Here is a 26,541-nt window from a genome sequence, read left to right on the forward strand (position 1 = left end):
CTCAGGCGGGCTTCACGACGGCTGCCAGCACGTCGTGGAGTTCCTTCGCCTCTGCGTCGTTCACGGAGACGACCAGACGGCCGCCTCCTTCGAGCGGGACGCGCACGATGATGAGTCGTCCTTCTTTTACGGCCTCCATGGGTCCGTCTCCGGTCCTCGGCTTCATCGCTGCCATCGTGGGCTCCTTTTCCTCCGGTGGTATGCGATCAGTTTATCGGGTGTTACCGGAACCTGGATGTCCCCTATGAAGAAATGCATCAAGCCTTAACATTCACGGCACCTGCCAGAACGTGTTCCCCAACGCGTAGATGTGGTAGATCCAGAGCCACTGACCCAGCAGGCAGACCGCCAGAACCCCCAGCCGCCAGACGCGCGAGCGCGGCACCGCGAGTGCTCCCCAGGCAGGACTCAACGGCAGGAGCAGCCGGAAAGTGCTCGACTGCGGGAAGAAGACGGCGAGCAGATAGAGAAGGTAGCTCGCGCTCCAGAGCCTGAGATCGGGACCGAGCGCGCGCACCTGGGGCAGATAGAGCAGAGCCGCACCTGCCGCCACGACGAGGAGCGCCAGAGCGACGGGGCCCCACGCGCCGGGAAGCCTCCACTGGGCGAACCAGAACTGGGACGCCTGGATCCAGCCTTCGAACGGCACGAAACCCTCGACGCCGCCGACGAGCCAGTTCCTGCGCCAGGCGAGCTCGGTCGCGAGGTACGCGCCGGGGTCTCCGGTGACGATGCCCGCGATGACCTGCCACGAGAAGCCCGCGATCGTGGCGAGGGCGCCGAGCGCCACGATGTGCACGATCTCCCGCAGGGCGAGCGGGTCGTCTCGGCGGTGCCACCAGCGGAGGATGCCGTGCAGACCGAGGTAGAGCGCGAATGCGAGGATCCCCGGTCTCGTGAACGCCATCACGGGGATGAGAAGGTAGAGCCAGACGTAGTTCCTGCGCACCGTCGCGTCGAGCGCCAGGAACAGCAGGAGGAGGAACAGGGTCTCGGCGTATCCGACCTGGAACATCGCCGCGACAGGTCCGGAGGCGAAGAACACCACCGACCACATCGTCGCCCGCGCGCCGATGCGCTCACGCAGCAGTCGGTGCAGCGCGAGGCAGGCGAAGTAACCGGCCACGAACGACAGCAGGAAAGCGCCCATCCCCCACGAGCCGAACACGAACCCGACCGTCTTGGCGGCGAAAGCGAACACCGGCATGAACGCCCAGGCGTTCTCTGCGACCTCACCGGACTCGGTGAGGGGAAGAGAAGACGGATATCCCTCTTCGGCGACGAGCCAGTACCACTGCGCATCCCACCCGACGATGAAGTCGGCGAGCCCCGGCTCCGCCCCGAACCTCGACAGTGACGTCGACGACGTCGCCGCCGCGATCATCATCGCGGTCGTCACAGCGCGCGCCGTGAGGTAGATCAGGGCGATCCGCAGCGCCAGCGGTGCGGCCGCCCACCGACGGGTCGCGGTCAGCGCGAACTGAGCCATGCGCGCAGTCCTCGCTCGACGGCGTCGATCTGCGCGAGCGGAACGCGCTCCTCGTCATGATGCGCGAGGTGCGGGTCCCCCGGTCCGTAATTCACGGCGGGGATGCCGAGGGCCGAGAAGCGAGCGACGTCGGTCCATCCGTACTTGGGGCGCGGCTCGGCGCCGACGGCAGTCACGAAGTCCCGGGCGATCGGGGCATCGAGACCTGGCCGCGCGCCTTCGGCGGCATCGGTGATCTCCACGTCGAAACCGGCCAGCAGGTTGCGGATGTGCGCTTCTGCATCCGCCGCCGACTTGCTCGGAGCGAACCGGTAGTTCACCTCGACCTCGCACGCATCGGGAATCACATTGCCCGCGACCCCTCCCGTGATCCGGACGGCGCTCATGCTCTCGCGATACAGCAGTCCGTCGACCGCGATCTCCTTCGCACGGTACTCGGCCAGACGCGCGAGGATCGGGGCCGCCCGATGGATGGCGTTCTCTCCTATCCAGGCGCGGGCGGCGTGCGCGCGCACGCCGGTGGTGCGCACGATCGCACGCATCGTGCCGTTGCAGCCGCCTTCGACCTCACCGTTCGACGGCTCACCGAGGATCGCGAAATCGGCCTGGAAGAGGTCCGGCCGCACCGCAGCGAGGAGAGCGAGCCCGTTCTTCGACGCCTCGACCTCCTCGTTGTCGTACCACATCCAGGTGATGTCGACCGTGGGCTCGGTGAGCTCGGCCGCGAGCTTGAGCTGCACCGCGGTGCCGCTCTTCATGTCGACGGTCCCTCGACCCCAGAGGTGGGCGACACCGTCGATCTCGAGGTCCTTCGTCGGCACGTTGCCGTTGATCGGCACAGTGTCGATGTGCCCTGCGATCGCCACCCGCTGGGCTCGTCCGAGGTTCGTGCGGGCGACGATCGTGTTGCCGTGACGGATCACCTCGAGGTGGGAGTAGACGGAGATCGCCTCCTCGATGGCGTCCGCGAGCGTCTTCTCGTCACCCGAGACACTCGGGATGTCGCAGATCGCACGGGTCAGGTCGACAGAGGACGCTGTCAGATCGAGCATCATGCACCCAGCCTACTTACCCCGACATGTGTGCGATCGTCCACGCCCGCTCGCGATACCGTGGAGGCATGACTGAGGCGCGCACCGTGTGGGGTACCGGACTTTCGACGACCGCCGGCGACGGCACAGTTCTCGACGCGTGGTTCCCCGGGGTGCTCGCCGAAGCCCCGTCGGCCGAAGATACCGAGGCCGCACTCCTCGCGCTCGAAGCGCTGGCAGGTCCCGACGAGCGACGCAACGTCACCATCGAGACCGTGCAGCTGCACATCGATCTGGATGCCGCGCCCACGTCGACAGTCGACGCCTATCTGCGACTGCACGCGCTCTCACACCTGGTCGTGCGGCCGAACGAGCTCAACCTCGACGGCATCTTCGCCCACCTGCCGAACGTGGCCTGGACCAACGCCGGCCCCGTGCACCCCGATGACGCCGCACGACTTCGCCCGTTGCTGCAGCGGGCAGGGATCCAGGTGCAGGGGCTCGACAAGTTCCCCAGACTCACCGACTACGTGCAGCCGGCGGGCGTGCGCATCGCTGATGCCTCACGCGTCCGCCTCGGCGCCCACCTCTCCCCCGGCACGACGGTCATGCATGAGGGCTTCGTGAACTTCAACGCTGGCACGCTGGGTGCGTCGATGGTCGAAGGACGCATCTCTCAGGGGGTCGTGGTCGGCGACGGCAGCGACATCGGCGGCGGCTCGTCGATCATGGGCACGCTCTCGGGTGGCGGCGCACACCGCGTCTCGATCGGCTCGCGCACACTGTTGGGCGCCAACGCGGGAATCGGCATCTCGCTCGGCGATGACTGCGTCGTGGAAGCCGGACTCTACGTGACGGCGGGCACCAAGGTCGTGCTCCTCGACGCTCCGGCGACGCCTGACGGCGGCAGGCAGACCGTCAAGGGCGCTGAGCTGTCGGGCCAGAACGGCCTGCTGTTCCGCCGCAACTCGCTCAGCGGAGCGGTTGAGGCCGTGCGGCGCGCGGGTGTCGGCGTGACACTCAACGAGGCGCTCCACGCCTGAGCGACGCGCTGAGCGGGAGCGCGTCCCAGGCTTCTCCCCCTGACGCGTGATAGTGTCGAATCGACGATCCTCGCACTGCGAGTCGTCTGCGTCGTCGACACGCTCCCGCGCCACTTGCCTGGTTCTGGCCATTTCGAACGGCGAAACGATGCGCGATCCCGCGCCGTCGCCCACCCTTCCGCACCCGGCCCGTTGGTACGTGCGTGCATTCTCACGGAGATACCTTTATGACTTCCTTCCTCGATCTCGGCGTGCCCGCCGACCTCGCCGCCGTCCTCACCAAGGACGGCAAGACCGAGGCGTTCGCGATTCAGCGCGACACGCTTCCCGATTCTCTCGCCGGTCGTGACCTCCTCGGCCGCGGCCGCACCGGCAGCGGCAAGACGATCGCGTTCGCCCTCCCCCTCGTCGCCCGCCTCTCCGCGTCTTCGCGCAGCAGCCGCCCCGGTCACCCGCGTGGTCTCGTGCTCGCGCCGACCAGGGAGCTCGCCACGCAGATCGCAGCGACCATCGCACCGCTCGCCGAGGCCAAGGGCCTGCGCGTCACGACCGTCTTCGGCGGCGTCAGCCAGCGCCCGCAGGAGCAGGCGATGCGCAACGGCGTCGACATCGTCGTCGCGTGCCCCGGCCGTCTGGAAGACCTGATGAAGCAGCGGGTCGTGCAGCTCGACGCCGTCGAGGTCACCGTCCTCGACGAGGCCGACCACATGGCCGACCTCGGGTTCCTCCCGGGCGTCACCCGCATCCTCACCGCCACGCCGGCCGGCGGCCAGCGTCTGCTCTTCAGCGCGACCCTCGACCGCGGCATCGACACGCTCGCCCGCCGCTTCCTGTCGAACGCCGTCAGCCACGAGGTCGACGAAGAGAGCGTGCCCGTCGGCGAGATGACCCACCGCGTGCTGGTCGTCGACTCGACCGACAACAAGACCGAGCTCGTGCGCGAGCTCGCGTCGGGCACCGGCCGGCGCATCCTCTTCACCCGCACGAAGCACCAGGCCAAGAAGCTCGCGAAGCAGCTCACCGCAGCAGGCATCCCGGCCGTCGACCTGCACGGCAACCTGTCGCAGAATGCGCGTGAGCGCAACCTCGGCGCCTTCTCGGCAGCCCCCGAAGACGGCGGCGTGCGCGTCCTCGTCGCCACCGACGTCGCTGCCCGCGGAGTGCACGTCGACAACGTCGATCTCGTCGTCCACGTCGACCCGCCCATGGAGCACAAGGCATACCTGCACCGCTCAGGTCGCACTGCTCGTGCCGGAGCCGCAGGAACGGTCGTCACGGTGGTGCTCCCCGAGCAGCGCCGCGATGTGAAGGATCTGCTGCGCAAAGCAGCGATCAGCGCCGCTCTCGAGCCCGTCACGACGGCCGCCGTCAGCGAGCTGGTTCCCGAGCGCGCCGCACACGTGCGTCCTGCTCCCGTCCAGGCGCAGCAGCGCCAGGCGCCCAAGCAGCGTCCCGCGGGCGGCGAGCGCAACTCGGCCGCCAACCCGCCGTCGCGTCGCAGCCGTCGTCCCCGCTCTGGCCAGAGTGGTCAGGGTGCGCCGGCAGCGCAGACCGGTTCGCGACAGGGCGGCCAGGGCGGATCTCGCCAGGGCGGTCAGTCGCGCAACCAGGGCGGCCGCGGCTGGAGCTCGCAGGGTCGCTGAACCCCGCTGCAAGAGAGGCGGGTGCGCCGATGCTCAGGCATCGACGCACCCGCCTTTCTGCGCCCCGACGAAACCGGAGTGTGCGGAGGGCGCCGTGATCAGCGTCCTACCGCCGCCAGCACCTTCGGATCCGAGCAACCGCGGGCGAACCCGGCGAGGCGACGACGGATCTCGAAGCCGAGCACTCGAACTCCGATCCATTCGGCGAACGGTGCGAGCCACGCGGGGCGGCACGAGAAGTTGTACTTCCACACAGCCAGCGTGCCCTCCGGCACCTCGGTGAACCGCCAGCCGCCACCGAGCTTGGTGAAGAACCAGGGACCCCGCTCCATCACCATGCCCACGTTCGTGGGTGGGGCGTACGACACGTAGCGGCTGACCATCGAGAGACCGAACCGCTGCCGGGTGAAGGTGCGCACACCCTTGGCGGGCGCATCCGCGTCGTCCATGAGGTGCTGCTCGCTGATGAAGCGGTCCCAGCGTCGCCGCACCGCTCCCGTCGTCTGAGACACCGCGAACGCCGTCGCGGGGTCCACCGGCACGACCGCTTCGGCGCTGACGACAGGCATCGCGCTCGGCGTCAGCGAGTCTGGAAGGTGCGCTCGGGAGACCCCGTGTAGAGCTGCTGCGGGCGGCCGATCTTGGTCTGCGGGTCGAGCTGCAGCTCACGCCACTGCGCGAGCCACCCGGGGAGACGACCGATCGCGAACAGCACGGTGAACATGCGGGTCGGGAAGCCCATCGCCTTGTAGATCACACCGGTGTAGAAGTCGACGTTCGGGTAGAGACGACGCTCCTTGAAGTAGTCGTCTGCGAGAGCGAGCTCTTCGAGTTCCTGAGCGAGGTCGAGAAGCGGGTCCGTGACGCCGAGCTCGGCGAGCACCTCACCGGCTGCTTCCTTGACGAGCTTGGCGCGCGGGTCGTAGTTCTTGTAGACCCGGTGCCCGAAGCCCATGAGCTTCACGCCCTCTTCCTTGTTCTTCACCCGCTCGACGAAGCGAGACACGCTCTGGCCGGAGTCACGGATCTGGCCGAGCATCGTGAGGACGGCTTCGTTCGCACCACCGTGCAGCGGGCCGGACAGCGCCTGGATGCCCGCAGAGATCGATGCGAACTGGTTCGCACCGGTCGAGCCGACCAGACGCACGGTCGAGGTCGACGCGTTCTGCTCATGGTCCTCGTGCAGGATGAGCAGCAGCTCGAGGGCCTTCGACATGACCGGGTTGACCTGGTACTCCTCGGAGTGCACGCCGAAGTTGAGCTTGAGGAAGTTCTCGACGAAGCCGAGGGAGTTGTCGGGGTAGAGGAACGCCTGGCCGATGCTCTTCTTGTGCGCGTAGGCGGCGATGACCGGCAGCTTCGCCAGCATCCGGATCATGTTCAGCTCGACGTGCTCGGGGTTGTGCGGGTCGGTCTGACCCTCGTAGTAGGTCGAGAGAGCGGCGACGGCCGACGACAGCACAGACATCGGGTGCGCCGTGTGCGGCAGCGCCGAGAAGAACCGCTTCAGGTCTTCATGCAGCAGCGTGTGCCGACGGATCTTCTCATCGAACTCCGCGAGCTCGGCGGCGGAGGGCAGCTCACCGTAGATGAGGAGCCAGGCGACCTCGAGGTAGCTCGTCGATCCGGCGAGCTGCTCGATCGGATATCCGCGGTAGCGCAGGATGCCCTTGTCTCCGTCGATGAAGGTGATCGCGGACTTGGTGGACGCGGTGTTGACGAAACCGTAGTCGAGCCCTGTGTAGCCGGTCTGCCGCGTCAGCGTCGAGAAGTCGATGCTGTCGGTGCCCGCCGTGCCTCGCACGAGTGGGAACTCAGCGGTCGTATCGCCGATCGTCAGCTTCGCTGTCGCCTGCTGCTCTGCCGCTGCGCTCACGCGGGCCTCCTCATGGATCTTCATCAAGTCGGATGTGGCGATGTCACGGCGCTGAGCACCAGGTCTGTTCGAGATCATCGATACACAACCGAATCGCCTTTACAGCCTAGTAGGCACACAGGCCTACTGTGACAACCGACAAAAGAACCCGCAGTCTGAGGCGAGAACCTACACGGCTTGTTCGCGCAGGCGCCGGGCGCCCTCGGCGATCCGTTCGGAAGGAGCCGTCAGCGCCAGCCGCACGTGCTCGTTCGAGAACGCGCCGTAGAACGGGCCGGGACCCGCGAGGATGCCGAGATCCGCAAGCCTCTCGATGCTCGTCCAGGCATCCTGCCCCTCGGTCGCCCACAGGTAGAGGCCGGCTTCCGATCCATCGATCCGGAACCCCGCAGCTTCGAGCGCCGGCCGCAGGATGTCGCGCCGCCCACGGTAGAGCTCCTTCTGAGCCGCGACGTGCTCGTCGTCACCCAGAGCCACGGCCATCGCGTGCTGCACAGGCTCCGGTGGCATCAGCCCCAGGTGCTTGCGCGCGGTGAGCAGCTCGCCGACGATGCGCGCGCACCCCGCCACGAAAGCGGCCCGGTAGCCGGCGAGATTCGACTGCTTGCTCAGCGAGTAGACGCTGAGCAGATTCGCCCTGCTCCCCCCCGTCACGCGCGGGTCGAGGACCGAGGGGATCGGCTCGGTCGCCCACTGGCCGTCCCACCCGAGCTCGGCGTAGCACTCGTCGCTCGCGAGCACGGCCCCCAGCTCCCGAGCGCGCAGAACCGCGGCGGAGAGCTCCTCCACCGTCCAGGTGCGACCGTCGGGGTTGCCCGGCGTGTTGATCCAGATGAGCTTGGTGCCCTCGGGCCAGTCGGCAGGATCGTCGGAAGGCAGCGGCGTGGCCCCGACGACGCGGGCACCCACCTCGTAGGTCGGGTATGCGATTCGGGGATGCACGACGATGTCGCCGGCGCCGAGACCGAGCAGGGTCGGCAGCAGGGCCACGAGCTCCTTCGAGCCGATCGTGGGCAGGACGTTGTCGACCGTGAGGTCGACCACTCCCCTGCGGCGGGCGTACCACGCGACGATCGCCTCACGCAGAGCGGGAGTGCCGACGGTCTGCGGGTACGCGTGCGCGTCCGTCGCCTCCGACAGAGCTCGGCGGATCAGCTCGGGCGTCGGGTCGACGGGCGACCCGACGGACAGGTCGACGATCCCCTCCGGATGCAGGGCAGCGCGCTGACGATAGGGAACGACCGCATCCCACGGATAGTCGGCGAGATCCCGAACGCTCACCGACTACTCGCCCTGTGGCGGGAGAGCGGCGATGATCGGGTGATCGTGCGCGATGACGCCGACCTTGGCGGCACCACCCGGAGAGCCGACCTCGTCGAAGAACTCGACGTTGGCCTTGTAGTAGTCCTGCCATTCATCCGGCAGGTCGTCTTCGTAGTAGATCGCCTCGACGGGGCAGACGGGTTCGCACGCGCCGCAGTCGACGCATTCGTCGGGGTGGATGTACAGCGAGCGTTCGCCCTCGTAGATACAGTCAACGGGGCACTCGTCGATGCAGGCGCGATCCTTGACATCGACGCACGGGAGAGCGATCACATACGTCACTCGACCAGTCTACGACTCGCCGCCGGTCCGATCGCCCAGAGCGGGGGCACGCCGAGCACTCGGCGCTTCGCCGTCGGACGCCCCAGACGACATTGCGGGCGCAGGCGCAGGCGCATCGGTGCGCGCGGGAAGCCGGGAGAAGGACGGCCATGCCACGGCGAGAAGCACGAGTCCGGCGACGAGATAGGTCCAGATGCGACCGCTGAGCGTGTCTTCGACGACCACCGACCCACCAGGGCCGACGCCGGAGATCAGCATCAGCATGCCGAGCATGCCGAGCCCCGCGGCGAGAGTCGCGCCCCGGTCGTGGGTGAGCGCCCGGATCGCGACGAGGATCGCCCCGCACGCGACCGCTCCCACCAGCAGCCCCACGGGCACCGGTCCCCACATCAGGCTGTGTCCGATCGTTCCCGCGACGCCGAAGACGCCGCCGACGAGAGCCGCGGCGATCCAGGAAAGCACCCGGGAGATCCATCCAGTACGCACGAGTCGATCCTACGCGCGCCGAGGATCTGCTCGACTCAGGCAGCGAGGCCGAGAAGCCTCAGGATCGCGGCGACGACCGCAGCGGCGAACACCACGACCAGGAACGACTGACGCAACCACAGAAGACCGGCCGCGACGAGCAGAGCGGGGACCCGTGCATCGACGACCACGGCCTGCCCGGCTCCGAGAGTCTGCACAGCCACGAGTGCGGCGAGGAGCGCCACGGTCAGCAGGTCGGAGATGCGAGCCGGTCGTGGCGCCTCGAGCACGCTCGGCGGCACGAGATAACCGCTGGCCTTGAGCGCCAGGCAGATCACCGCAGCGAGCAGGATCGCGCTCCAGACGCTCATCGGTCGACCTCCCCGGAGCCGGCCGTGGAGCCGTCGACTCGTCCCAGCCAGTTGAACCAGCCGACGACGATCGCGACGACAGCCGCGACCAGCACGGGCAGACCGGGCATGATCAGGGGCGTGAGCGACGCGGCCACGACAGCTGCGGCCACACCGACCGCGATCGCCTGGCGCTCCTTGAGGCGCGGCCAGAGCAGAGCCAGGAACGCAGCGGCAGCGGCAGCATCCAGCCCCCAGGTCTTCGGGTCGCCGAGCACGTCGCCGACCAGAGCGCCGATCAACGTCGTGATGTTCCATCCGATGAAGATCCCGATGCCGGTCACCCAGAAGCCGACCTGTCTCAGACGAGGATCTCTCTGCGAGATGGCCACCGCGGTGGACTCGTCGATCGTGAAGTGCGCCGCCGCCGCTCGGCGGGCGGGCGTGGTTCCGACGATCGGAGACATCCGCATGCCGTACGCGACGTTGCGCACCCCGAGCAGCGTCGCCGAGGCGATGGCCGAGGGAAGCGCCGACACGCCTCCGGCGGCGAACACCCCGACGAATGCGAACTGCGATCCGCCCGTGAACATCAGCAGGCTGAGCACGCACGTCTGCCAGACATCCAGACCGGATGCCACGGCGAGCGCGCCGAAAGAGACGCCATAGGCGCTGGTCGCGAGAACCACGCCCAGCGCCTCGCGCCAGACTTCGCGCCCAGCGCTCATCGCGACATCGTTCGCTGCAGTGAACACATGATCATCATTCTGAACAACACCTCACGGATAGTCAAGCGAACGATCGTTTGACATACTGAACAGATGGAGGACCTCCGCACCCGCATCGCCCGTACCGTGCGCAACGAGCGTGAGAGAGCCGCGCTGTCCGTCTCCGAGCTCGCGCGTCGGGCGGGGATCTCGAAGGCGACTGTCTCGCAACTCGAATCAGGCTCCGGCAATCCCAGCGTCGAGACGCTGTGGGCTCTGGGTGTCGCGCTCGGGGTGCCTTTCGCCGCGCTCGTCGACCAGCAGATCAACGCGCCGACGCTCATCCGCGCCGACGATCTCGTCGGCGTGCCGTCGTCTGCGGCGGCGTACAGCGCGACGCTGCTGTCCGCGAGCCCGCCGGGCGCCCGCAGGGATGTGTACCTGATCCAGGCGGAACCCGGTGATCCGCGGCGCTCCGATCCGCATCATCCGGGCACCACCGAGCACGTGGTCCTCATCTCGGGGCAAGCTCTGATCGGACCGACGGACGCCCCTGTGCTGTTGAACCCCGGCGACTACCTCTCGTACGCCGGAGACGCACCGCACGTGTTCGAGGCGATCGTCGCCGGTACAAGCGCGGTTCTCATCTCCGAACTCCGCTGAGCATCATTCCGGCCCCGGCCCCGGACCCGAACCCGAGACCGGTGACGGGTCGGGGATCTCCTCGGGCTTGTACTTCGGAAGTCTCGATGCGGGCAGGATCGCCACCGCGCTGAGGCCGGCGAGCAGGAGCAGCCCGAGTCGCAGCGTGCCCAGGCGAGACTCCTCGTTGACGGCCACCGCCGCGTCGATCTGCTCGGGGGTCGCATCGGTCTGCTCGAGGGCGGCGCGGAGGTCGTCGTTGCTGACGAAGTTGAGGTTGTCCATGTCGACCTGCGTGACGAGCGAGGGCGGCAGCTCAGGATGCTCGACGACCGCACGACCGATGCTCAATCCGAGGAGCGATACGAGGAGTGCGCCGGCCAGAGCGGTGCCGACCGCGGAGGCGAGGTTCTGCGTGGTGCCTCGGAGCGAACCGACATCCCCCGCGAGCTCGGCGGGCGCCGAGGTGACGAGCACGTTGAACACGAGCGTCACGAGCGCGCCCTGGCCGATGCCGAAGACGATCAGCCCCAGGATCGTGGGCAGGGTCTCCCAGTTGTTGTTGACCACGACGGACAGCCAGACGAGCGCGACCGTGGTCAGGATGAACCCGAAGACGCCGATCACCCGCGGCGGGTAGCGCTTGTAGAAGCGGACGACGAGGGTGGCCGTGATGAAGACCGTCAGGTTGAAGGGCATCATCGCGAGGGATGTGTCGAAAGGCGTCCTCCCCTGCACGATCTGGATGTACAGCGGGATGGTGAAGTTCACGCACGCCTCGAGAGCCACGACGATGAACATCGCGTAGACGGCCGCTCGCTCCTTCGAGGAGTCCAGGATGCTGAGGTCGATCAGCGGCACCTTGCCCTCGGCCATCCGCCTCCGCGTCCACACGAAGAAGCACTGCCCGAGCACGATTCCCACGACCACGAAGGCGGGAGCTGGCGAGAGCCCCAGGATGCTGAAGGGCGCAGCCTCCGTCGCGGCGACGGCACCCCACCCGTTGAGGTTGTTGAAGCCGAGGGTGAGGAGGACGATCGCCGCACCTATGAGCAGCGACGCCACGAGGTCGATGCGGATCGACGCGTCGCCGCGATCGCCGCGAAGCGTGAAGCTGAAGGCGAACACCACCACCGCGATGCCGAACACGATGAAGAACATCGGACGCCATCCGACGAGCGTTCCCAGGGTGCCGCCGATCAGGAAGGCCGTGACCCCCGAGATGGCCCTGGCCGAGCCGATCGCACCGATCGCGGTCGCCTGCTGCGCTCCGCGATAGTTCTCGGCGATCAGCGCCACGATCGAGGGCACGATGATCGCCGCGGCAGCGCCCGCGACCGCCTGCCCGGCGATGGCCCAGCCCACGCTCGGCGACACGATCATGAGCACCGAGGATGCGGCGAAGAGGCCGATCACGATCCGGAAGATGAGCACCCACCCGATGCGCTGGCCGAGCTTCGCGCCGGTCATCACCAGTGCGGCCACGGCGAGCCCGTACATCACGATCGTCGTGCTGGCGACAGTCGGCGGCACGCCGAACTCGCTGACCATGCCGCCGAGCGAGATCGGAAGGGCGGCCACGTTGAACGACATGAGCACCTGGGCGAGGAAGAGGCTGACGAGCGGCATCCAGGAGGTCTTCGTGGGAGCCGGAGCGGTGTGTGTCATGACAGGGTCCTCCGAGCGGTGAGAGGGGTCAGTCCGTCGAGCGAGGGGTCGCCGACGGCGCGGAAGCGAAGAGGTTCAGGCCGAGTGCGCGCGAGAGATGGCCGATCGCGAGCTGCGACCGCACAGAGTTGCCGGCTCGGTCGAGGCGAGGTGAGAATCCGGCGACCGCCCCCTTGCCGGGGGCGACAGCCACGATGCCTCCGGCGACCCCCGACTTGGCCGGCAGGCCGATCTCGAACAGCCACTCCCCCGAAGTCTCGTAGAGGCCGGTCGACGCCACCACGGCGAGAGTGTCGCGGCAGACGTCCGCCGAGACGACGCGCTCACCCGTGATGGGGTTCACGCCGCCGTCTGCGAGCGTCGCGCCCATCACCGCGAGGTCATGAGCGGTGACGCTGAGCGCGCACTGACGCGTGTAGACGTCGACCACGTCATCCGGGTCGCCGGTCAGCCGCCCGTAGCTTCGCAGCAGCCACCCCATCGCTCGGTTCCGCTCGTTCGTCTCCGCCTCGGACGCATAGACGACCCCGTCAAGACTCAGCGGGCGTCCGGCGAAGGCCGACAACCCCTCCCGGACGCGCTCCCACTGCTCGACGGACGTCTGCCCCGGCATCAGCGCCGTGGTGGCGATCGCACCCGCGTTGACCATCGGATTCATCGGATGCCCCGCGTTGAGCTCGAGCGCCATCAGCGAGTTGAAGGCGAGCCCGGTGTTGTTGACCCCCACGATCTCGCGCACCCGCTCATGGCCGTGCTCCTGGATGGCCAGCGCGTACACGAACATCTTCGAGATCGACTGGATCGAGAACGGATGCAGCGCGTCTCCGGCGTCATGCAGGCCGCCATCGACCTCGATGACCGCGAGACCGAACAGCTCGGGGTCGGCCTCCGCGAGCACGGGGATGTAATCGGCGACTGCACCCGTGCGGTCGTCCGCATAGCGGCGGTGGGCTTCGCGCACGAGCTCGTCGACGCGGTCCCACCCCGGCAGGGCGCCGGTCGACACCTGCTGCGGGATGTCTGTCAGTGCCGCGACGTCCATGCGTTCTCCTCCGAGTCCACGACCCCCCAGCCGTCACCGCTCACCGTAGTGGCAATGCCTCGCTCTGCCTAGAGCACGGAGCGCCGGTTTCAGGCTGCGCCCTGAAACGCCGAGACCCACCGCCGCACGCATGCGGGGTGGGTCTCGGTGGTGCCGGTCGGGCGGCGGAGGCTCAGTACCAGTTCACGGACTGGGAGTGCCCCCACGCGCTGCAGGGGGTGCCGTACACGGAGGAGATGTATCCGAGACCCCAGCGGATCTGCGTGGCCGCATTCGTCTGCCAGTCGGATCCGGCAGACGCCATCTTGCTTCCGGGCAGAGCCTGCGGAATCCCCGTCGCGCCGCCCGAGGCGTTGTACGCCTGGTAGTTCCACCCGGATTCCTTGGTCCACAGCGAATCCAGGCAGGAGAACTGGTCGGCGCCCCACCCGTACTGACCTGACGCGATGTCGCGCGCCGCGGCCTTCGCGCCGTCGACGGTGTTCGTCTGAGCGAGTGCGGCGGCTTCAGCGGCCGCCTGCTCGGCAGCCGCATCCGCAGCGGCTTTGGCCTGCTGAGCCGCCACGTAGGATTCCTGCAGGGCGGCGGTCTCAGCGACGATCTCGTCCGTGCCGGTGACCGCATACGCAGTGAGGCTCGTGAGCTGCCTGTTCGAGAACTCATCGCGGTCGGCGAGCTGATCGACCCAGGCGGTCACGTCGGAGGTATCGACCGAGGAGGGTGCCGCGCCGAGGTCGAGGCCCGATGCCGCGACCTCGGCGTTCAGCGCCTCGGCCGCAGCAACGGCGTCCTGAGCGGCGACCATCGTCAGGGCTGAGTCGTCGGCGCTCTTCGCCGGCTGCTCGGTCTCGCCGGTGACGAAGGACGTGACGCCGGCGACGGCGTCCGGCACCTCGGCACCAGCCGCGGGCGCCGACACCATGCCGACGGTCAGGGCGAGGCCGAGCACACCGCCGGTGATCGTTCCGAGAATCAGCTTGGGGCGACGTGCCGTGATCGCGTTGCGGGCTGACGCCGCCGCGTGGGCGCGCCGAAGCGCACGGGTGTTCTGAAGCATGGGTTCGACTTTCGGGTCGTCGTACGCCCGTCACAGGACACTCATCGGGAGATCGCCCCAGGCGCAAGGTAACGATTCTGCAACGGCTCGCCTGGACGTTTCGTGAGAAAAGGGCCCTGTACAGCCGTTTTCGGCGGTACAGGGCCCTTCTCTTAGACGATTCTCAGGAGCCGGCGTCCTGACGCTTCAGGCGCGCGGTGTCGCGAGCACGCGTGTTGGCGTCGAGGTTGACCTTGCGGATGCGGACGACCTCGGGCGTGACCTCGACGCATTCGTCGTCACGCGCGAACTCGAGGCTCTCCTCGAGGGTGAGCTGGCGCGGAGGGGTCATCGACTCGAAGGTGTCGGAGCTCGCCGCACGCATGTTGGTGAGCTTCTTCTCCTTCGTGATGTTGACGTCCATGTCGTCGGCACGCGAGTTCTCGCCGATGACCATGCCCTCGTAGACCTCCTGAGTGGGCTGCACGAAGAAGGACATGCGCTCCTGCAGGGCGATCATCGCGAACGGGGTGACGACACCCGAGCGGTCGGCGACGATCGAGCCGTTCTGGCGGGTCGTGATCGACCCTGCCCACGGCTCGTAGCCGTGCGAGATCGCGTTGGCGATTCCGGTGCCGCGGGTCGTGGTGAGGAACTCGCTGCGGAAGCCGATCAGACCACGAGACGGGACGATGAACTCCATGCGCACCCAGCCGGTGCCGTGGTTCGTCATGTTCTCCATGCGGCCCTTGCGGTTCGCGAGCAGCTGCGTGATCGCGCCGAGGTGCTCCTCAGGAGTGTCGATGGTGAGGTGCTCGAACGGCTCGTAGGTCTTGCCGTCGATCTTCTTCGTGACCACCTGCGGCTTGCCGACGGTGAGCTCGAAGCCCTCGCGACGCATGTTCTCGACCAGGATGGCGAGCGCCAGCTCGCCGCGGCCCTGGACCTCCCAGGCGTCGGGGCGTCCGATGTCGACCACCTTGAGCGAGACGTTGCCGATCAGCTCCTTGTCGAGACGGTCCTTGACCATTCGAGCGGTGAGCTTGTGGCCCTTGACCTTGCCCATCAGCGGCGAGGTGTTCGTGCCGATCGTCATCGAGATGGCGGGGTCGTCGACCGTGATCGCGGGAAGCGGGCGGACGTCCTCGGGATCGGCGATGGTCTCGCCGATCGTGATGTTCTCGAAACCGGCGATGGCGACGATGTCGCCGGGGCCGGCGGACTCGGCGGGGTAGCGCTCGAGCGCGCGCGTCTTGAGCAGCTCGGTGATACGTGCGTTCTGGTGCGTGCCGTCCGCACGGACCCAGGCGACGGTCTGGCCCTTCTTCAGCGTGCCGTTGAAGACGCGGAGAAGCGCGAGGCGGCCGAGGAACGGGCTGGAGTCGAGGTTCGTGACCCAGGCCTGCAGCGGGTGCTCGTCGTCGTACTCCGGAGCGGGAACATGCTCGAGGATCGCCTCGAAGAGCGGCTCGAGGTCGTCGTTGTCGGGCAGCGATCCGTCGGCCGGACGGTTGCGCGACGCGGCGCCGGCACGGCCGGACGCGTAGACGACGGGGACGTCGAGCAGAGCGTCGACGTCGAGGTCGGGCACGTCGTCGACGAGGTCGGACGCGAGGCCGAGCAGCAGGTCGTGGGCCTCTTCCTCGACCTCGGCGATGCGAGCGTCGGGGCGGTCGGTCTTGTTGACCAGGAGGATGACGGGAAGCTTGGCCTCGAGAGCCTTGCGCAGCACGAAGCGGGTCTGCGGGAGCGGGCCCTCGCTGGCGTCGACGAGCAGCACGACGCCGTCGACCATCGACAGGCCGCGCTCGACCTCTCCACCGAAGTCGGCGTGGCCGGGCGTGTCGATCACGTTGATCGTGATCTCCTTACCCTGAGCATGCTTGCCCTTGTAGGTGATCGCCGTGTTCTTGGCGAGGATCGTGATGCCCTTCTCACGCTCCAGATCGTTGGAGTCCATCGCGCGTTCATCGACGTGCGCGTGTTCGCCGAAGGAGCCCGTCTGACGCAGCATGGCGTCGACGAGGGTGGTCTTACCGTGGTCGACGTGAGCGACGATAGCGACGTTGCGGAGGTCAGAACGGAGGGCGTGCGCCATGCAGATGTCCTAAAGAGTGTGGGGTTTTGTCGAGAAGCCGACGTTCCAGACTACCGTATGCCGACGACTCGTTCCTGAGCGCTCGAAGTACGATCGGGAGCGTGACCGTCGTCGACCTCTCTCCCCCGCCCTCGCGCGCTCGTCTGTGGTGGGAGATCGCCATCGTCCTCGCCCTCGGACTCGGTCAGTCCGCGGTGTATGCGATCGTGCAGCTGGCCTACCGGCTCACCGACGAGACGCCGCTGGCCGATCAGACCGCGACCCTGAATCCGTCCCGGAGCGACAGGGAGATCTTCGACCTGATCTACCAGGTCCTGTCGATCGGGTTCTCCCTCGTCCCGGTGCTGCTCGTCTGCTTCCTGCTGTGGCAGTCGTCCAGACCGCATCTGAGCAGGCTGGGTCTCGACGGCACCCGGGTCGGAGCGGATGTGGGCCGCGGGATCCTCCTGGTCGCAGCCATCGGCATCCCCGGTCTCGGTCTGTATCTCGCCGGTCGTGCCCTCGGACTCTTCGTCGCGGTGAACCCCGCGGGGCTCGACAGTCACTGGTGGACCATCCCGGTCCTTCTCCTCGCGGCAGCGCGCGCATCACTGCAGGAGGAGTTCGTGGTGCTCGGCTACCTCTTCGCCCGACTCCGGCAGCTGGGCTGGGGGCCGTGGGCGATCATTCTCACCACCTCCGTGCTGCGCGCGAGCTACCACCTGTACCAGGGCCCCGGAGCGTTCATCGGAAACCTCGCCATGGGGCTGCTCTTCGGATGGCTGTTCCAGCGCAGCGGACGGCTCATGCCGTTCCTCGTCGCGCACTTCCTGATCGACGCGACGGTGTTCGTCGGCTACCCCTGGGCGGCGGCCACCTGGCCGACGCTCTTCGGGCTCCCCGGCTGAGGCAGCTCCGCGCGATCAGGCGTTCGCGATGACGATCGACGTCACGGCCCAGATCACGATGACACCGAGCGCGATGAGCGCCTGAGAGTCCCAGGTGCGGCGGATCGGCGCGTCCGCGGTCGAGGGAGCCGCCTGCCAGCGGTCACGGATGTCGGTGAGCTCGCGGAGGCCGGCCGGCGCCTTGGCCTCGTCGTCCTCGCGCACCTGGCGCCGAATCGGACGCGCTCTCGCAGGCCCCCCGTAACTCGAGAGCTCCGAGCCGTCCTCGAGCGAGAAGACGAGCTGCCAGCGCAGGTCGATGTCGCGGACGCGGCTCCAGCCGAAGGTCGTCCGGCGCAGCATGTTCTGCACCATCGCTCCCTCGCCGTCGACACGCACGACCGAGACGAAGGCGATCTCGTACACGACCCAGAGACCGAGCAGCACCCAGGGGGCGAGCAGCAGCATCTGCCCCCATCCCGCGCGCACGACCGCATCGCCGAGCAGGAAGATCGCGAGCAGCGAGCAGAGGACGAGGGAGACAGGCCCGGAGGCCGCACGGAATCTCCGTGCGGCCTCCGGTCGAGGTTCGGTGCTCACTCTCAGTGACCGCCGAGGGTGATCGTCGCACCGGGGATCGCCTTCAGCAGACGATCGGTGTACTCCTGCTGCGGGTTGGCGAAGATCTCGTCGACGGTGCCCTGCTCGACGATCTTGCCCTTCTCCATGACGCACACGAGATCGCTCGAGACACGGACGACGGCGAGGTCGTGCGTGATGAACAGATACGTGAGCCCGAGCTCTGACTGGAGTTCGGCGAGCAGCTGCAGCACCTGATCCTGCACCAGCACGTCGAGCGCCGACACCGCCTCGTCGAGGACGATGATGTCGGGCTTGAGCGCCAGCGCACGCGCGATGGCGACACGCTGACGCTGTCCGCCCGAGAGCTCGTTCGGATACCGGGTCGCCAGAACGCGCGGCAGCGAGACCTGGTCGAGAAGCTCCTCGACCCGCTCACGCTGTGACGTGCGGTCGCCGACGCCATGGATCTGCAGCGGTTCTGCGATGGTGTTGCCGATGTTGCGCAGCGGGTCGAGCGAGCCGTACGGGTCCTGGAACACCGGCTGCATGCGGCGACGCAGTCCGAACGCCTGGGCGTTCGAGAGCTTCGACACGTCCTGGCCGTCGATCTCGATCACGCCGCTGGTCGGCTCCTCGAGCTTCAGCACCATCTTCGCGACGGTGGACTTGCCGGAACCCGACTCCCCCACCAGTGCGAGGGTCTTGCCTCGAGGGATCGCGAACGAGACGTCGTCGACCGCACGGAAGGCTTCGCTGCGGAAGCCGCCCTGACGGATCCGGTAGTCCTTCGTGAGCCCGGCGACGCGCACCGTCGGCGGGATGGCGGCGAGGTCGTCGAGAGTCTCGATGCCCCGGTCCTCCACCACCGCCTGGATGCGCTGCGATGCCACGCTGGGCGCCGCGGCGACCAGACGCTTCGTGTACGGATGCTGCGGGTTCTCGAGGATCTCGCGGCTGGGGCCGGCCTCGACGATGTTGCCGCCGTTCATCACGATGATCTTGTCGGCACGCTCGGCCGCGAGGCCCAGATCGTGCGTGATCAGCAGCACCGAGGTGCCCTTGTCGCGGGTGAGCGAGGCCATGTGATCGAGGATCACGCGTTGCACCGTCACGTCGAGAGCCGAGGTCGGCTCGTCGGCGATGAGCAGCTTCGGGTCGGCCGCGAGGCCCATCCCGATCAGCGCGCGCTGACGCATGCCACCCGAGAACTGGTGCGGGAACTGGTGCAGACGCTTCTCGGCGTCGGCCAGGCCCGCCTGCTGCAGCACCTCGACGGTGCGTGCTTTGGCGGCGTCGCGCCCCTGGGCGATGCCGTTCGCACGGATCGCCTCCTTGACCTGGAAGCCGATGCTCCAGACAGGGTTGAGGTTCGACATCGGGTCCTGCGGCACGAAGCCGATGTCCCGACCGCGCACAGCCTCGATCTCGCGACGGTTGAGTGTCGTGAGCTCGCGCCCTTCGAGGGTGATCGACCCGGCGGTGACCTGACCGGTGCCCGGGAGCAGGTTCACGATGGCCGTGGCCGTCGTGGACTTGCCCGAGCCCGACTCGCCCACGATCGCGACGGTCTCGCCCGGCATGACGTCGAAGCTGACTCCGTGGAGCACTTCGCGCAGACCCTCCTGCGTGCGGAACGCGACTGTGAGGTCGCGGATGCTCAGCAGCGGGACCTGTTCGGTGATTCGCTCGCTCATCGGCGTGCCCTCGCCTTCGGGTCGAGGGCGTCTCGGATGAGCTCGCCCAGGGTGACGAACGCCAGCACCGCGAGGGTGAGCGCGATCGACGGATAGATGAGTGCCATCGGTGCGACACGCAGTGATGCCTGAGCCTTCGCGATGTCGTTACCCCACGACATCACGTCACTGCCGAGCCCCACGCCGAGGAACGACAGCGTCGCCTCCGCGACGATCGCCGCCGCGAGTCCGAGGGTCGAGACGACGAGGAGCGGCGCGATGGCGTTCGGGACGACGTGATTCAAGAGGATCTTGAACTTGGACTGCCCGAGCGCCTGTGAGGCCATCACGAAGTCCGCTTGACGCACCCGGAGCACCTCAGCGCGTACGACGCGAGCCGTCGAGGCCCACGCGAATGCTCCGATGGCGAATGCGAGTGTCCACACCGAACGGGAGTCCCGGAACACGGTCATCACGACCACGGCCGCGAGGATGTACGGGATCGCGAAGAAGATGTCGCCGATGCGCGACAGCAGGCCATCGAGCCAGCCGCCGTAGAAGCCCGCGAGGGCTCCCATGATCAGTCCGAGGATCGACGAGATCAGGGTCGCGATGAGGCCGACTGCGAGAGAGGTCTGCGAACCCCAGACGATGCGGGCGTAGATGTCACAGCCCTGGAACGTGAACCCGAGCGGGTGGCCGTCGGTCGGACCGCCGTTGCTGTTCGCCAGCTGGCAGTCGTCGTTCGGAGGTGTGGCGGTGAACAGTGTCGGCCACAAAGCCATCACGAGGAAGAAGAGCGCCAGCACTATCGAGAACCAGAACAGCGGTCGACGCCGCACGTCGAACCAGGCGTCTCGCCACAGATTGCTGGGCTTGTCGGAGATGCGGACGGCGTCGACAGCGATCGACTCCGTCTCGATCGGAGCGACGTAGTGCTTCTGAGAGGTGGGATCAGGCATAGCGAATCCTCGGGTCGAGCAGACCGTAGAGCAGGTCGATGAGAAGGTTCACCAACACGTACAGGATGACGAACACGGTCACGAACGAGACGACCGTGGGTCCCTCGCCGCGCTGGATCGCCTGGAACAGCGTGTTTCCCACACCGGGGACGTTGAAGATGCCCTCGGTGACAGTGGCACCCACGAGCAGCACGCCGAAGTTCGTGGCGGAGTTGGTGATCACGGGGATCAGCGAGTTGCGCAGCACGTGCACGGGCAGCACGCGGTTGCGCGAGAGGCCCTTGCTGTACGCCGTGCGCACCCAGTCCTGGTTGAGGGTCTCGATGACGGAGCTGCGCATCAGACGCATGCTGACGGCGTAGAGGCTGAAGCCGAGCACGATCGCCGGCAGCCAGAGACCGCCCCAGTCGTTGTCGGCGCCGACAGTGGGCTTGAACCATCCGAGCTGGATCGCGAGGAAGTACTGTGCGAGGAACGCGACGACGAAGATCGGGATCGCGATCGCGACCAGCGCGACGACGAGCGAGATGTTGTCGAAGAGCTTGCCCTTGCGCAGCGCTGAGATGGTGCCGATGATGATCGCCAGCACGAACTCGATGGCGATCGCCATCACCGCGAGGCGCCCCGTCACCGGAAGCGTGGCGGCGAGCACTGCAGAAACCGGCCGACCGGAGTAGGTGGTGCCCAGGTCGCCTTGGAACACGCCGGTGATGTAGTACCAGTACTGCACGATGAACGGGTCGTTCAGGTGGTACTGCTCGCGCAGCTGCGTGACGACTGCCGGACTCGGCGTCTTGTCGCCGAACAGGGCGAGGATCGGATCGCCGGGCATGGCGAACACGAGGAAGTAAATGAGCAGGGTGGCTCCGAAGAAGACCGGGATCACCTGCAGTAGACGTCTCAGAATGTAACCGAGCATCCGCTTGTCCCTTCTTAGAGGGCAGAGAAAGCCGTGCGAACACAAGCCTGTGAGGCGGTGACGAAGAATCGTCACCGCCTCACAGGTGAAGTGCCGTCAGACTTTACTCGCCGGCCTTCGTGATCTCGTAGTACAGCGGAACCGAGTTCCAGCCGAACGTGACGTTGTCGACGTTCTCGCTGAAGCCACCGGTCACGTTCGAATACCACAGCGGGATCGCGGGAAGGTCCTGGAAGAGGACTTCCTGAGCCTTGCTGAAGTCCTCGATCTGCGCGTCGGCGTCGGGGTTGCTGATTCCGGCCTTGATGAGGTCGTCGAACTCGGGGTTCGAGTAGTCACCGTCGTTGGAACCGGCGCCCGTTGCGTAGAGCGGTCCGAGGAAGTTGTACAGACCCGGGTAGTCGGCCTGCCAGCCCGAACGCGCTGCCGTGGTGATGGAGCGGTCGTTGATCTTGGTGCGAAGATCCTGGAAGGTCGGGTACGGGTCGCCCGATGCCTCGATGCCGAGCGTGTTCTTGATGCTGTTGCTCACCGCGTCGACCCAGGCGTCGTGCCCGCCGTCGGAGTTGTAAGCGATCTTGAACTCGCCGTCCCACGGCGAGATGGCGTCGGCCTCGGCCCACAGCTCCTTCGCCTTCTCGGGGTCGTAGTCGAGGACCTCGCTGCCGGGAACCGAGTCGGACCAGCCCGCGATGACCGGCGACGTGAAGTCGGCTGCCGGGGTGCGAGTGCCCGAGAAGATGGTCTCGGTGATCTCTTCGCGGTTGATGGCCATCGACAGCGCCTGACGACGCAGCTGGCCCTCTTCGCCGCTGAAGTGCGGGAGGAACTGACCGATGGTGAACGACTGGAACACAGCCGACGGCTGGTTCACCGCGCGGTCGCCGAGCTCGTCTGCGAAGACGGGCAGGGAGTTGGTCGGGATCGCGTCGATGACGTCGACCTCGTTCGACAGCAGGTCGGCGTATGCCGCTTCCTGCGTGGCGTAGAACTTGATGGTCAGACCGCCGTTGGCCGCCTTGCGGGGGCCGTCGTAGTCGTCGTTGCGCACGAGGTCGATCTGCACGTCGTGCTGCCACGCGTCTTCGCCGTCGATCATGTACGGGCCGTTGCCGATCGGGAACTGGCCGAAGGCCTCCATGTCCTCGAAGGCGGCGTCGGGCAGCGGGTAGAACGCCGAGTATCCGAGACGCAGAGCGAAGTCGGAAGCCGGCTTGTTCAGCGCGATCGTGAAGGTGTAGTCGTCGACCTGCTTGAGGCCGGCCATGTCGCCCTGCGCGCCGAACACGTCGTCATCGGGGTTCGCGGGGTCACCGGCGTCGTTGATGAAGCCCTCGATGTCCTCGAAGAAGTAGCCCGAGAGCTGAGCGTTCTCCGCCTGAGCGCCGTAGTTCCACGCCTTGATGAAGTTGTCGGCGGTGACTTCTTCACCGTCGGTGAAGGTCAGGCCTTCCTTGATCTTGACGGTGAGGTTCTGCGGGTCCTCCGTGGTGATCTCCTCAGCGACGTCGTTGACGGGCTTGCCGTCGGCGTCGTAGTAGATCAGACCGGCGAAGATCTCGTCGAGGATCTTTCCGCCACCCACCTCGTTGGTGTTGGTGGGGATCAGCGGGTTCTCGGGCTCCGAGCCGTTCGTCGTGATGATGGCGTCCGCGTCACCGGTTGCACCGGATCCGCCGTCGCCGTCGTCGCTTCCACCGCTCGCGCAGCCCGCGAGCGCCAGGGCGCCGATCGCGAACAACGCAGTGCCCGCAAGGGCGATCTTGTTGCGCTTCACTTTGTGTCCTCCTGTGGACGGGTATTCATCAGACTGCGCGCTCATCGTCGAACGCGTAGGGATAGTTGACTGTAACCCGCGATTCAGGGGACTCCGCTCTCGGCTAATGAACCGTTACTGAGTGGTGATCAACTGAAACATCCCTGAAACACGCGGAAATGCACGGAAACGAGCGACGGCGTCGCGTCCGGATGGACGCGACGCCGTCGCTCGTCAGGATTCGTCTCAGGCGAACGCCTCGATCGGCGGGCAGGCGCACACGAGGTTGCGATCGCCGTACGCCTGATCGATGCGGCGCACCGGCGGCCAGTACTTGCCTGCCACGAGAGCGTGCACCGGGTAGGCCGCGTCCTCCCGCGTGTAGGCGTGGTTCCACTCCCCCGCGATCAGCGAGACCGCGGTGTGCGGAGCGTTGACCAGCGGGTTGTCGTCCGCGGGCCAGCGCCCGGCGGCGACGGCATCCGCCTCGGCCTTGATCATGATCATGGCCTCGATGAACCGCTCGATCTCGCCGAGGTCCTCGGACTCCGTGGGTTCCACCATGAGCGTGCCCGCGACGGGGAACGACATGGTGGGGGCGTGGAATCCGTAGTCGATGAGTCGCTTGGCCACATCGTCGACCGTTATTCCGGTCTCCTCTCGGAGGGGCCGCAGGTCGAGGATGCACTCGTGCGCCACCCGACCGTCTTCTCCCGCGTACAGCACCGGGAAGTGCTCGCCGAGGCGCGCTGCGATGTAGTTCGCCGACAGCACGGCCGCTGCGGTCGCATGGCGGAGGCCGTCCGCCCCCATCATCCGCACGTACGACCAGGAGATCGGCAGGATGCCGGCCGACCCGTACGGCGCGGCGGACACGGCGCCACCCTCGAAGACGAATCCGCCCGCATGCTCCGCGCGCTGAGCGAGCGGGTGCGACGGCAGGTACGGAGCGAGGTGCGCCTTCGCAGCGACGGGGCCGACGCCCGGGCCGCCACCGCCGTGCGGGATCGCGAACGTCTTGTGCAGGTTGAGATGCGAGACGTCGCCGCCGAGATCGCCGAAGCGGGCGTAGCCGAGCAGCGCGTTGAGGTTCGCGCCGTCGACGTAGACCTGTCCGCCGGCGTCGTGCACGGCGGTCGTGATCTCCACCACGTCCTGCTCGTACACGCCGTGGGTCGACGGGTAGGTGATCATCAGAGCGGAGAGCTCGTCGGCGTGCGCCGCGATCTTCGCCCGCAGGTCGCCGAGGTCGACGTTGCCGAGTTCGTCGCAGGCCACGACGACGACCTTCATTCCGGCGAGCACCGCCGACGCCGCGTTCGTGCCGTGCGCGGACGACGGGATCAGGCACACGGTGCGCTGGGTGTCGCCGTTCGCGAGGTGGTAGCCGCGGATCGCGAGCAGGCCCGCGAGCTCCCCCTGCGAACCCGCGTTCGGCTGCAGCGACACGGCGTCGTATCCGGTGACCTCGGCGAGCCACGCCTCGAGCTGCGTGATCATGTCGAGGTACCCCTCGACATCGGATGCCGGGGCGAACGGGTGGATGCCCGCGAACTCGGGCCACGTGATCGACGCCATCTCTGTCGCCGCGTTGAGCTTCATCGTGCACGAGCCGAGCGGGATCATGCCGCGGTCGAGCGCGTAGTCGCGGTCGGCCAGGCTCTTGAGGTAGCGCATCATCGCGGTCTCGCTGCGGTGCGCATGGAAGACCGGATGCGTGAGGTAGTCGTCCTGACGGAGCAGGTCGGCGGGAAGGCCGCCCTGCGATCCTGAGCCGAAGAACCCGAAGGCGCGCTCCCGGGCCCCACCGAACACCTGAGCCACCTGGTGGAGCTCGGCGACCGTCGTGGTCTCGTCGACCGAGATCCCGATCGTGTCGGCATCGGCGGCGTGCAGCAGGATGCCGAAACCGTGGTGCGCCTGCTCCGCATACTCCGCCGCGCGCCCGGGCACCCGCACCTGCAGGGTGTCGAAGAACGAGTCGTGGACGATTTCAGAGCCTGCGTCGACGAGCCAGTCGCGCAGCATCACGGTCTTGGCCGCGACCTCCCGAGCGATCGCCTTGAGCCCGTCGGGTCCGTGGTACACCGCGTACATCGATGCCATGACCGCAAGCAGCACCTGCGCGGTGCAGATGTTGCTGGTCGCCTTCTCCCGGCGGATGTGCTGCTCTCGGGTCTGCAGAGACAGTCGGTACGCCGGCTTGCCGTCCGCATCGACCGAGACGCCCACAAGGCGCCCCGGCAGCTGCCGCTCGAGTCCTGCACGCACGGCCATGTAGCCCGCGTGCGGCCCTCCGAAGCCGATAGGCACGCCGAAGCGCTGCGTGGTGCCGACCGCGACATCCGCACCGAGCGAACCGGGCGACGAGATGAGGGTGAGAGCGAGCAGGTCGGCTGCGACGACGGCGAGCCCGCCGGCGAGGTGCGCGGCGTCGATCACGGCGCTCGGGTCCCAGACGCGCCCTGAGGCGCCGGGGTACTGGACGAACACACCGAAAAGCTCGGAGGGTAGCTCCTCGCCTGCGGCGAAGTCGACCGTCACGAGCTCGATGCCCACGGCCTCGGCGCGGGTCTCGAGCAGCGCCTTGGTCTGCGGGAACGCATCTGCGTCGACGGCGAAGACGTTCGACGCCTTCTTGGATGCGCGACGTGCCAGCAGCATCCCCTCGACGACAGCGGTCGACTCGTCGAGCATCGACGCATTGGCCGTGGTGAGACCGGTGAGCTCGGCCACCATGGTCTGGAAGTTGATGAGCGCCTCGAGACGACCCTGCGAGATCTCCGGCTGATACGGCGTGTAGGCGGTGTACCAGGAGGGGTTCTCGAGCACGTTGCGCTGGATCACCTGAGGGGTGACGGTGCCGTAGTAGCCGAGGCCGATCATCGGCCGGTTCACCGTGTTGCGAGCGGCGATCGCCCGCAGCTCGGCGAGCGCCTCGGTCTCGCTCGCCGCGCGCGGGATGACCGAGTCCGTGGAGGCGGGGGTGAAGATCGAGGCGGGCACGGCCTGGCGCATCAGCGCCTCGACGGGGCTCCAGTCCTCGAGCTCAGACTCGACGCCGAGGGCATCGAGCATCTGACGCTGG

General features: G+C 67.5%; 24 protein-coding genes. 4 read left to right on the forward strand and 20 right to left on the reverse strand.

Going from position 1 to position 26,541, the window contains the following annotated elements:
* Position 1 precedes the first annotated feature (1 nt).
* The 3 genes from OB895_RS05840 to dapE form a co-directional block, all read right to left on the reverse strand.
* Positions 2 to 175 (reverse strand): DUF3117 domain-containing protein, encoded by a 174-nt coding sequence (locus OB895_RS05840; protein WP_079112537.1) that lies wholly within the window; start codon positions 173 to 175, stop codon positions 2 to 4.
* A gap of 96 nt (positions 176 to 271) precedes the next feature.
* Entirely contained in the window at positions 272 to 1,489 is a 1,218-nt protein-coding gene (locus OB895_RS05845; RefSeq protein WP_079112536.1) for a hypothetical protein, read from the reverse strand.
* Positions 1,471 to 2,544 carry a succinyl-diaminopimelate desuccinylase gene (dapE, locus tag OB895_RS05850; RefSeq protein ID WP_079112535.1) on the reverse strand — a complete coding sequence of 358 codons (1,074 nt, stop codon included), beginning with the start codon at positions 2,542 to 2,544 and terminating at the stop codon, positions 1,471 to 1,473. The genes OB895_RS05845 and dapE overlap by 19 nt, the downstream gene beginning before the upstream one ends.
* A 65-nt stretch (positions 2,545 to 2,609) precedes the next feature.
* Between dapE and dapD the strand changes: the two genes are divergently transcribed.
* Both dapD and OB895_RS05860 read left to right on the forward strand, forming a co-directional pair.
* On the forward strand, positions 2,610 to 3,563 hold the full coding sequence (gene dapD / locus OB895_RS05855; protein ID WP_079112534.1) for a 2,3,4,5-tetrahydropyridine-2,6-dicarboxylate N-succinyltransferase: 954 nt from the start codon (positions 2,610 to 2,612) through the stop codon (positions 3,561 to 3,563).
* A gap of 227 nt (positions 3,564 to 3,790) precedes the next feature.
* Entirely contained in the window at positions 3,791 to 5,206 is a 1,416-nt protein-coding gene (locus OB895_RS05860; protein WP_042541999.1) for a DEAD/DEAH box helicase, read from the forward strand.
* A 98-nt stretch (positions 5,207 to 5,304) separates the two neighbouring features.
* Here OB895_RS05860 and OB895_RS05865 read toward each other — a convergent pair whose 3' ends face one another.
* The 7 genes from OB895_RS05865 to OB895_RS05895 all read right to left on the reverse strand — a co-directional run bounded on the left by OB895_RS05865 (position 5,305) and on the right by OB895_RS05895 (position 10,230).
* Positions 5,305 to 5,775, reverse strand: coding sequence for an SRPBCC family protein (locus OB895_RS05865; protein ID WP_042542000.1), 471 nt, complete (start codon positions 5,773 to 5,775; stop codon positions 5,305 to 5,307).
* An 11-nt stretch (positions 5,776 to 5,786) separates the two neighbouring features.
* Positions 5,787 to 7,106: a citrate synthase gene (locus OB895_RS05870; RefSeq protein ID WP_153302153.1), complete on the reverse strand. Its 1,320-nt coding sequence runs from the start codon at positions 7,104 to 7,106 to the stop codon at positions 5,787 to 5,789.
* Between the two features lie 144 nt (positions 7,107 to 7,250).
* Positions 7,251 to 8,363 carry a succinyldiaminopimelate transaminase gene (dapC, locus tag OB895_RS05875; protein ID WP_042542001.1) on the reverse strand — a complete coding sequence of 371 codons (1,113 nt, stop codon included), beginning with the start codon at positions 8,361 to 8,363 and terminating at the stop codon, positions 7,251 to 7,253.
* Positions 8,364 to 8,366: 3 nt separating this feature from the next.
* Entirely contained in the window at positions 8,367 to 8,687 is a 321-nt protein-coding gene (gene fdxA, locus OB895_RS05880; protein ID WP_042542002.1) for a ferredoxin, read from the reverse strand.
* Between the two features lie 9 nt (positions 8,688 to 8,696).
* Positions 8,697 to 9,173, reverse strand: coding sequence for a histidinol dehydrogenase (locus tag OB895_RS05885; RefSeq protein WP_228385672.1), 477 nt, complete (start codon positions 9,171 to 9,173; stop codon positions 8,697 to 8,699).
* 35 nt (positions 9,174 to 9,208) lie between these two features.
* Positions 9,209 to 9,523, reverse strand: coding sequence for an AzlD domain-containing protein (locus OB895_RS05890; protein ID WP_042542003.1), 315 nt, complete (start codon positions 9,521 to 9,523; stop codon positions 9,209 to 9,211).
* A complete protein-coding gene (locus OB895_RS05895; RefSeq protein ID WP_079113938.1) occupies positions 9,520 to 10,230 on the reverse strand; it encodes an AzlC family ABC transporter permease in 711 nt (236 codons plus the stop codon). The genes OB895_RS05890 and OB895_RS05895 overlap by 4 nt, the downstream gene beginning before the upstream one ends.
* A 93-nt stretch (positions 10,231 to 10,323) precedes the next feature.
* Between OB895_RS05895 and OB895_RS05900 the strand changes: the two genes are divergently transcribed.
* Complete coding sequence (locus OB895_RS05900) at positions 10,324 to 10,872, forward strand: helix-turn-helix domain-containing protein (RefSeq protein WP_079112533.1); 549 nt, start codon at positions 10,324 to 10,326, stop codon at positions 10,870 to 10,872.
* 3 nt (positions 10,873 to 10,875) lie between these two features.
* Here OB895_RS05900 and OB895_RS05905 read toward each other — a convergent pair whose 3' ends face one another.
* From OB895_RS05905 to typA, 4 genes are all read right to left on the reverse strand, one after another.
* Positions 10,876 to 12,519 carry an MFS transporter gene (locus OB895_RS05905; protein ID WP_079112532.1) on the reverse strand — a complete coding sequence of 548 codons (1,644 nt, stop codon included), beginning with the start codon at positions 12,517 to 12,519 and terminating at the stop codon, positions 10,876 to 10,878.
* Between the two features lie 28 nt (positions 12,520 to 12,547).
* Positions 12,548 to 13,561, reverse strand: a complete 1,014-nt coding sequence (gene glsA / locus OB895_RS05910) for a glutaminase A (RefSeq protein ID WP_042542006.1) — start codon at positions 13,559 to 13,561, stop codon at positions 12,548 to 12,550.
* Between the two features lie 172 nt (positions 13,562 to 13,733).
* On the reverse strand, positions 13,734 to 14,618 hold the full coding sequence (locus OB895_RS05915; protein ID WP_052493020.1) for an aggregation-promoting factor C-terminal-like domain-containing protein: 885 nt from the start codon (positions 14,616 to 14,618) through the stop codon (positions 13,734 to 13,736).
* A 163-nt stretch (positions 14,619 to 14,781) separates the two neighbouring features.
* Positions 14,782 to 16,695, reverse strand: a complete 1,914-nt coding sequence (gene typA / locus OB895_RS05920) for a translational GTPase TypA (protein ID WP_042542007.1) — start codon at positions 16,693 to 16,695, stop codon at positions 14,782 to 14,784.
* A 101-nt stretch (positions 16,696 to 16,796) separates the two neighbouring features.
* Here typA and OB895_RS05925 point away from each other — a divergent pair, with 101 nt between their 5' ends.
* Positions 16,797 to 17,582 (forward strand): CPBP family intramembrane glutamic endopeptidase, encoded by a 786-nt coding sequence (locus tag OB895_RS05925; RefSeq protein WP_228385671.1) that lies wholly within the window; start codon positions 16,797 to 16,799, stop codon positions 17,580 to 17,582.
* Positions 17,583 to 17,597: 15 nt separating this feature from the next.
* On the opposite strand, the gene OB895_RS05930 is transcribed toward OB895_RS05925, so the two are convergent.
* The 6 genes from OB895_RS05930 to gcvP form a co-directional block, all read right to left on the reverse strand.
* Positions 17,598 to 18,161: a hypothetical protein gene (locus OB895_RS05930; RefSeq protein WP_079112531.1), complete on the reverse strand. Its 564-nt coding sequence runs from the start codon at positions 18,159 to 18,161 to the stop codon at positions 17,598 to 17,600.
* Positions 18,162 to 18,163: 2 nt separating this feature from the next.
* Positions 18,164 to 19,837 carry a dipeptide ABC transporter ATP-binding protein gene (locus OB895_RS05935; protein ID WP_079112530.1) on the reverse strand — a complete coding sequence of 558 codons (1,674 nt, stop codon included), beginning with the start codon at positions 19,835 to 19,837 and terminating at the stop codon, positions 18,164 to 18,166.
* Positions 19,834 to 20,778: an ABC transporter permease gene (locus OB895_RS05940; protein ID WP_042542010.1), complete on the reverse strand. Its 945-nt coding sequence runs from the start codon at positions 20,776 to 20,778 to the stop codon at positions 19,834 to 19,836. Before OB895_RS05940 ends, OB895_RS05935 begins: the two co-directional genes overlap by 4 nt.
* Positions 20,771 to 21,697, reverse strand: a complete 927-nt coding sequence (locus tag OB895_RS05945; protein WP_042542011.1) for an ABC transporter permease — start codon at positions 21,695 to 21,697, stop codon at positions 20,771 to 20,773. Before OB895_RS05945 ends, OB895_RS05940 begins: the two co-directional genes overlap by 8 nt.
* Positions 21,698 to 21,800: 103 nt before the next feature.
* Positions 21,801 to 23,474, reverse strand: coding sequence for a peptide ABC transporter substrate-binding protein (locus tag OB895_RS05950; protein WP_153302152.1), 1,674 nt, complete (start codon positions 23,472 to 23,474; stop codon positions 21,801 to 21,803).
* Between the two features lie 225 nt (positions 23,475 to 23,699).
* Positions 23,700 to 26,531 (reverse strand): aminomethyl-transferring glycine dehydrogenase, encoded by a 2,832-nt coding sequence (gcvP, locus tag OB895_RS05955; protein ID WP_042542196.1) that lies wholly within the window; start codon positions 26,529 to 26,531, stop codon positions 23,700 to 23,702.
* Positions 26,532 to 26,541: the final 10 nt, after the last annotated feature.

It is taken from the genome of Microbacterium forte (genome assembly GCF_031885415.1).
GTDB lineage: Bacteria > Actinomycetota > Actinomycetes > Actinomycetales > Microbacteriaceae > Microbacterium > Microbacterium forte.

Excerpts from the sequence above, each read along its gene's own strand:
- OB895_RS05840 (WP_079112537.1), bottom strand. The coding sequence starts at position 175 with ATGGCAGCGATGAAGCCGAGGACCGGAGACGGACCCATGGAGGCCGTA.
- OB895_RS05845 (WP_079112536.1), bottom strand. The coding sequence starts at position 1,489 with ATGGCTCAGTTCGCGCTGACCGCGACCCGTCGGTGGGCGGCCGCACCG.
- dapE (WP_079112535.1), bottom strand. The coding sequence starts at position 2,544 with ATGATGCTCGATCTGACAGCGTCCTCTGTCGACCTGACCCGTGCGATC.
- dapD (WP_079112534.1), top strand. The coding sequence starts at position 2,610 with ATGACTGAGGCGCGCACCGTGTGGGGTACCGGACTTTCGACGACCGCC.
- OB895_RS05860 (WP_042541999.1), top strand. The coding sequence starts at position 3,791 with ATGACTTCCTTCCTCGATCTCGGCGTGCCCGCCGACCTCGCCGCCGTC.
- OB895_RS05865 (WP_042542000.1), bottom strand. The coding sequence starts at position 5,775 with ATGCCTGTCGTCAGCGCCGAAGCGGTCGTGCCGGTGGACCCCGCGACG.
- OB895_RS05870 (WP_153302153.1), bottom strand. The coding sequence starts at position 7,106 with ATGAAGATCCATGAGGAGGCCCGCGTGAGCGCAGCGGCAGAGCAGCAG.
- OB895_RS05890 (WP_042542003.1), bottom strand. The coding sequence starts at position 9,523 with ATGAGCGTCTGGAGCGCGATCCTGCTCGCTGCGGTGATCTGCCTGGCG.
- OB895_RS05895 (WP_079113938.1), bottom strand. The coding sequence starts at position 10,230 with ATGAGCGCTGGGCGCGAAGTCTGGCGCGAGGCGCTGGGCGTGGTTCTC.
- OB895_RS05900 (WP_079112533.1), top strand. The coding sequence starts at position 10,324 with ATGGAGGACCTCCGCACCCGCATCGCCCGTACCGTGCGCAACGAGCGT.
- OB895_RS05905 (WP_079112532.1), bottom strand. The coding sequence starts at position 12,519 with ATGACACACACCGCTCCGGCTCCCACGAAGACCTCCTGGATGCCGCTC.
- glsA (WP_042542006.1), bottom strand. The coding sequence starts at position 13,561 with ATGGACGTCGCGGCACTGACAGACATCCCGCAGCAGGTGTCGACCGGC.
- OB895_RS05915 (WP_052493020.1), bottom strand. The coding sequence starts at position 14,618 with ATGCTTCAGAACACCCGTGCGCTTCGGCGCGCCCACGCGGCGGCGTCA.
- typA (WP_042542007.1), bottom strand. The coding sequence starts at position 16,695 with ATGGCGCACGCCCTCCGTTCTGACCTCCGCAACGTCGCTATCGTCGCT.
- OB895_RS05935 (WP_079112530.1), bottom strand. The coding sequence starts at position 19,837 with ATGAGCGAGCGAATCACCGAACAGGTCCCGCTGCTGAGCATCCGCGAC.
- OB895_RS05940 (WP_042542010.1), bottom strand. The coding sequence starts at position 20,778 with ATGCCTGATCCCACCTCTCAGAAGCACTACGTCGCTCCGATCGAGACG.
- OB895_RS05945 (WP_042542011.1), bottom strand. The coding sequence starts at position 21,697 with ATGCTCGGTTACATTCTGAGACGTCTACTGCAGGTGATCCCGGTCTTC.
- gcvP (WP_042542196.1), bottom strand. The coding sequence starts at position 26,531 with ATGCTCGATGCCCTCGGCGTCGAGTCTGAGCTCGAGGACTGGAGCCCC.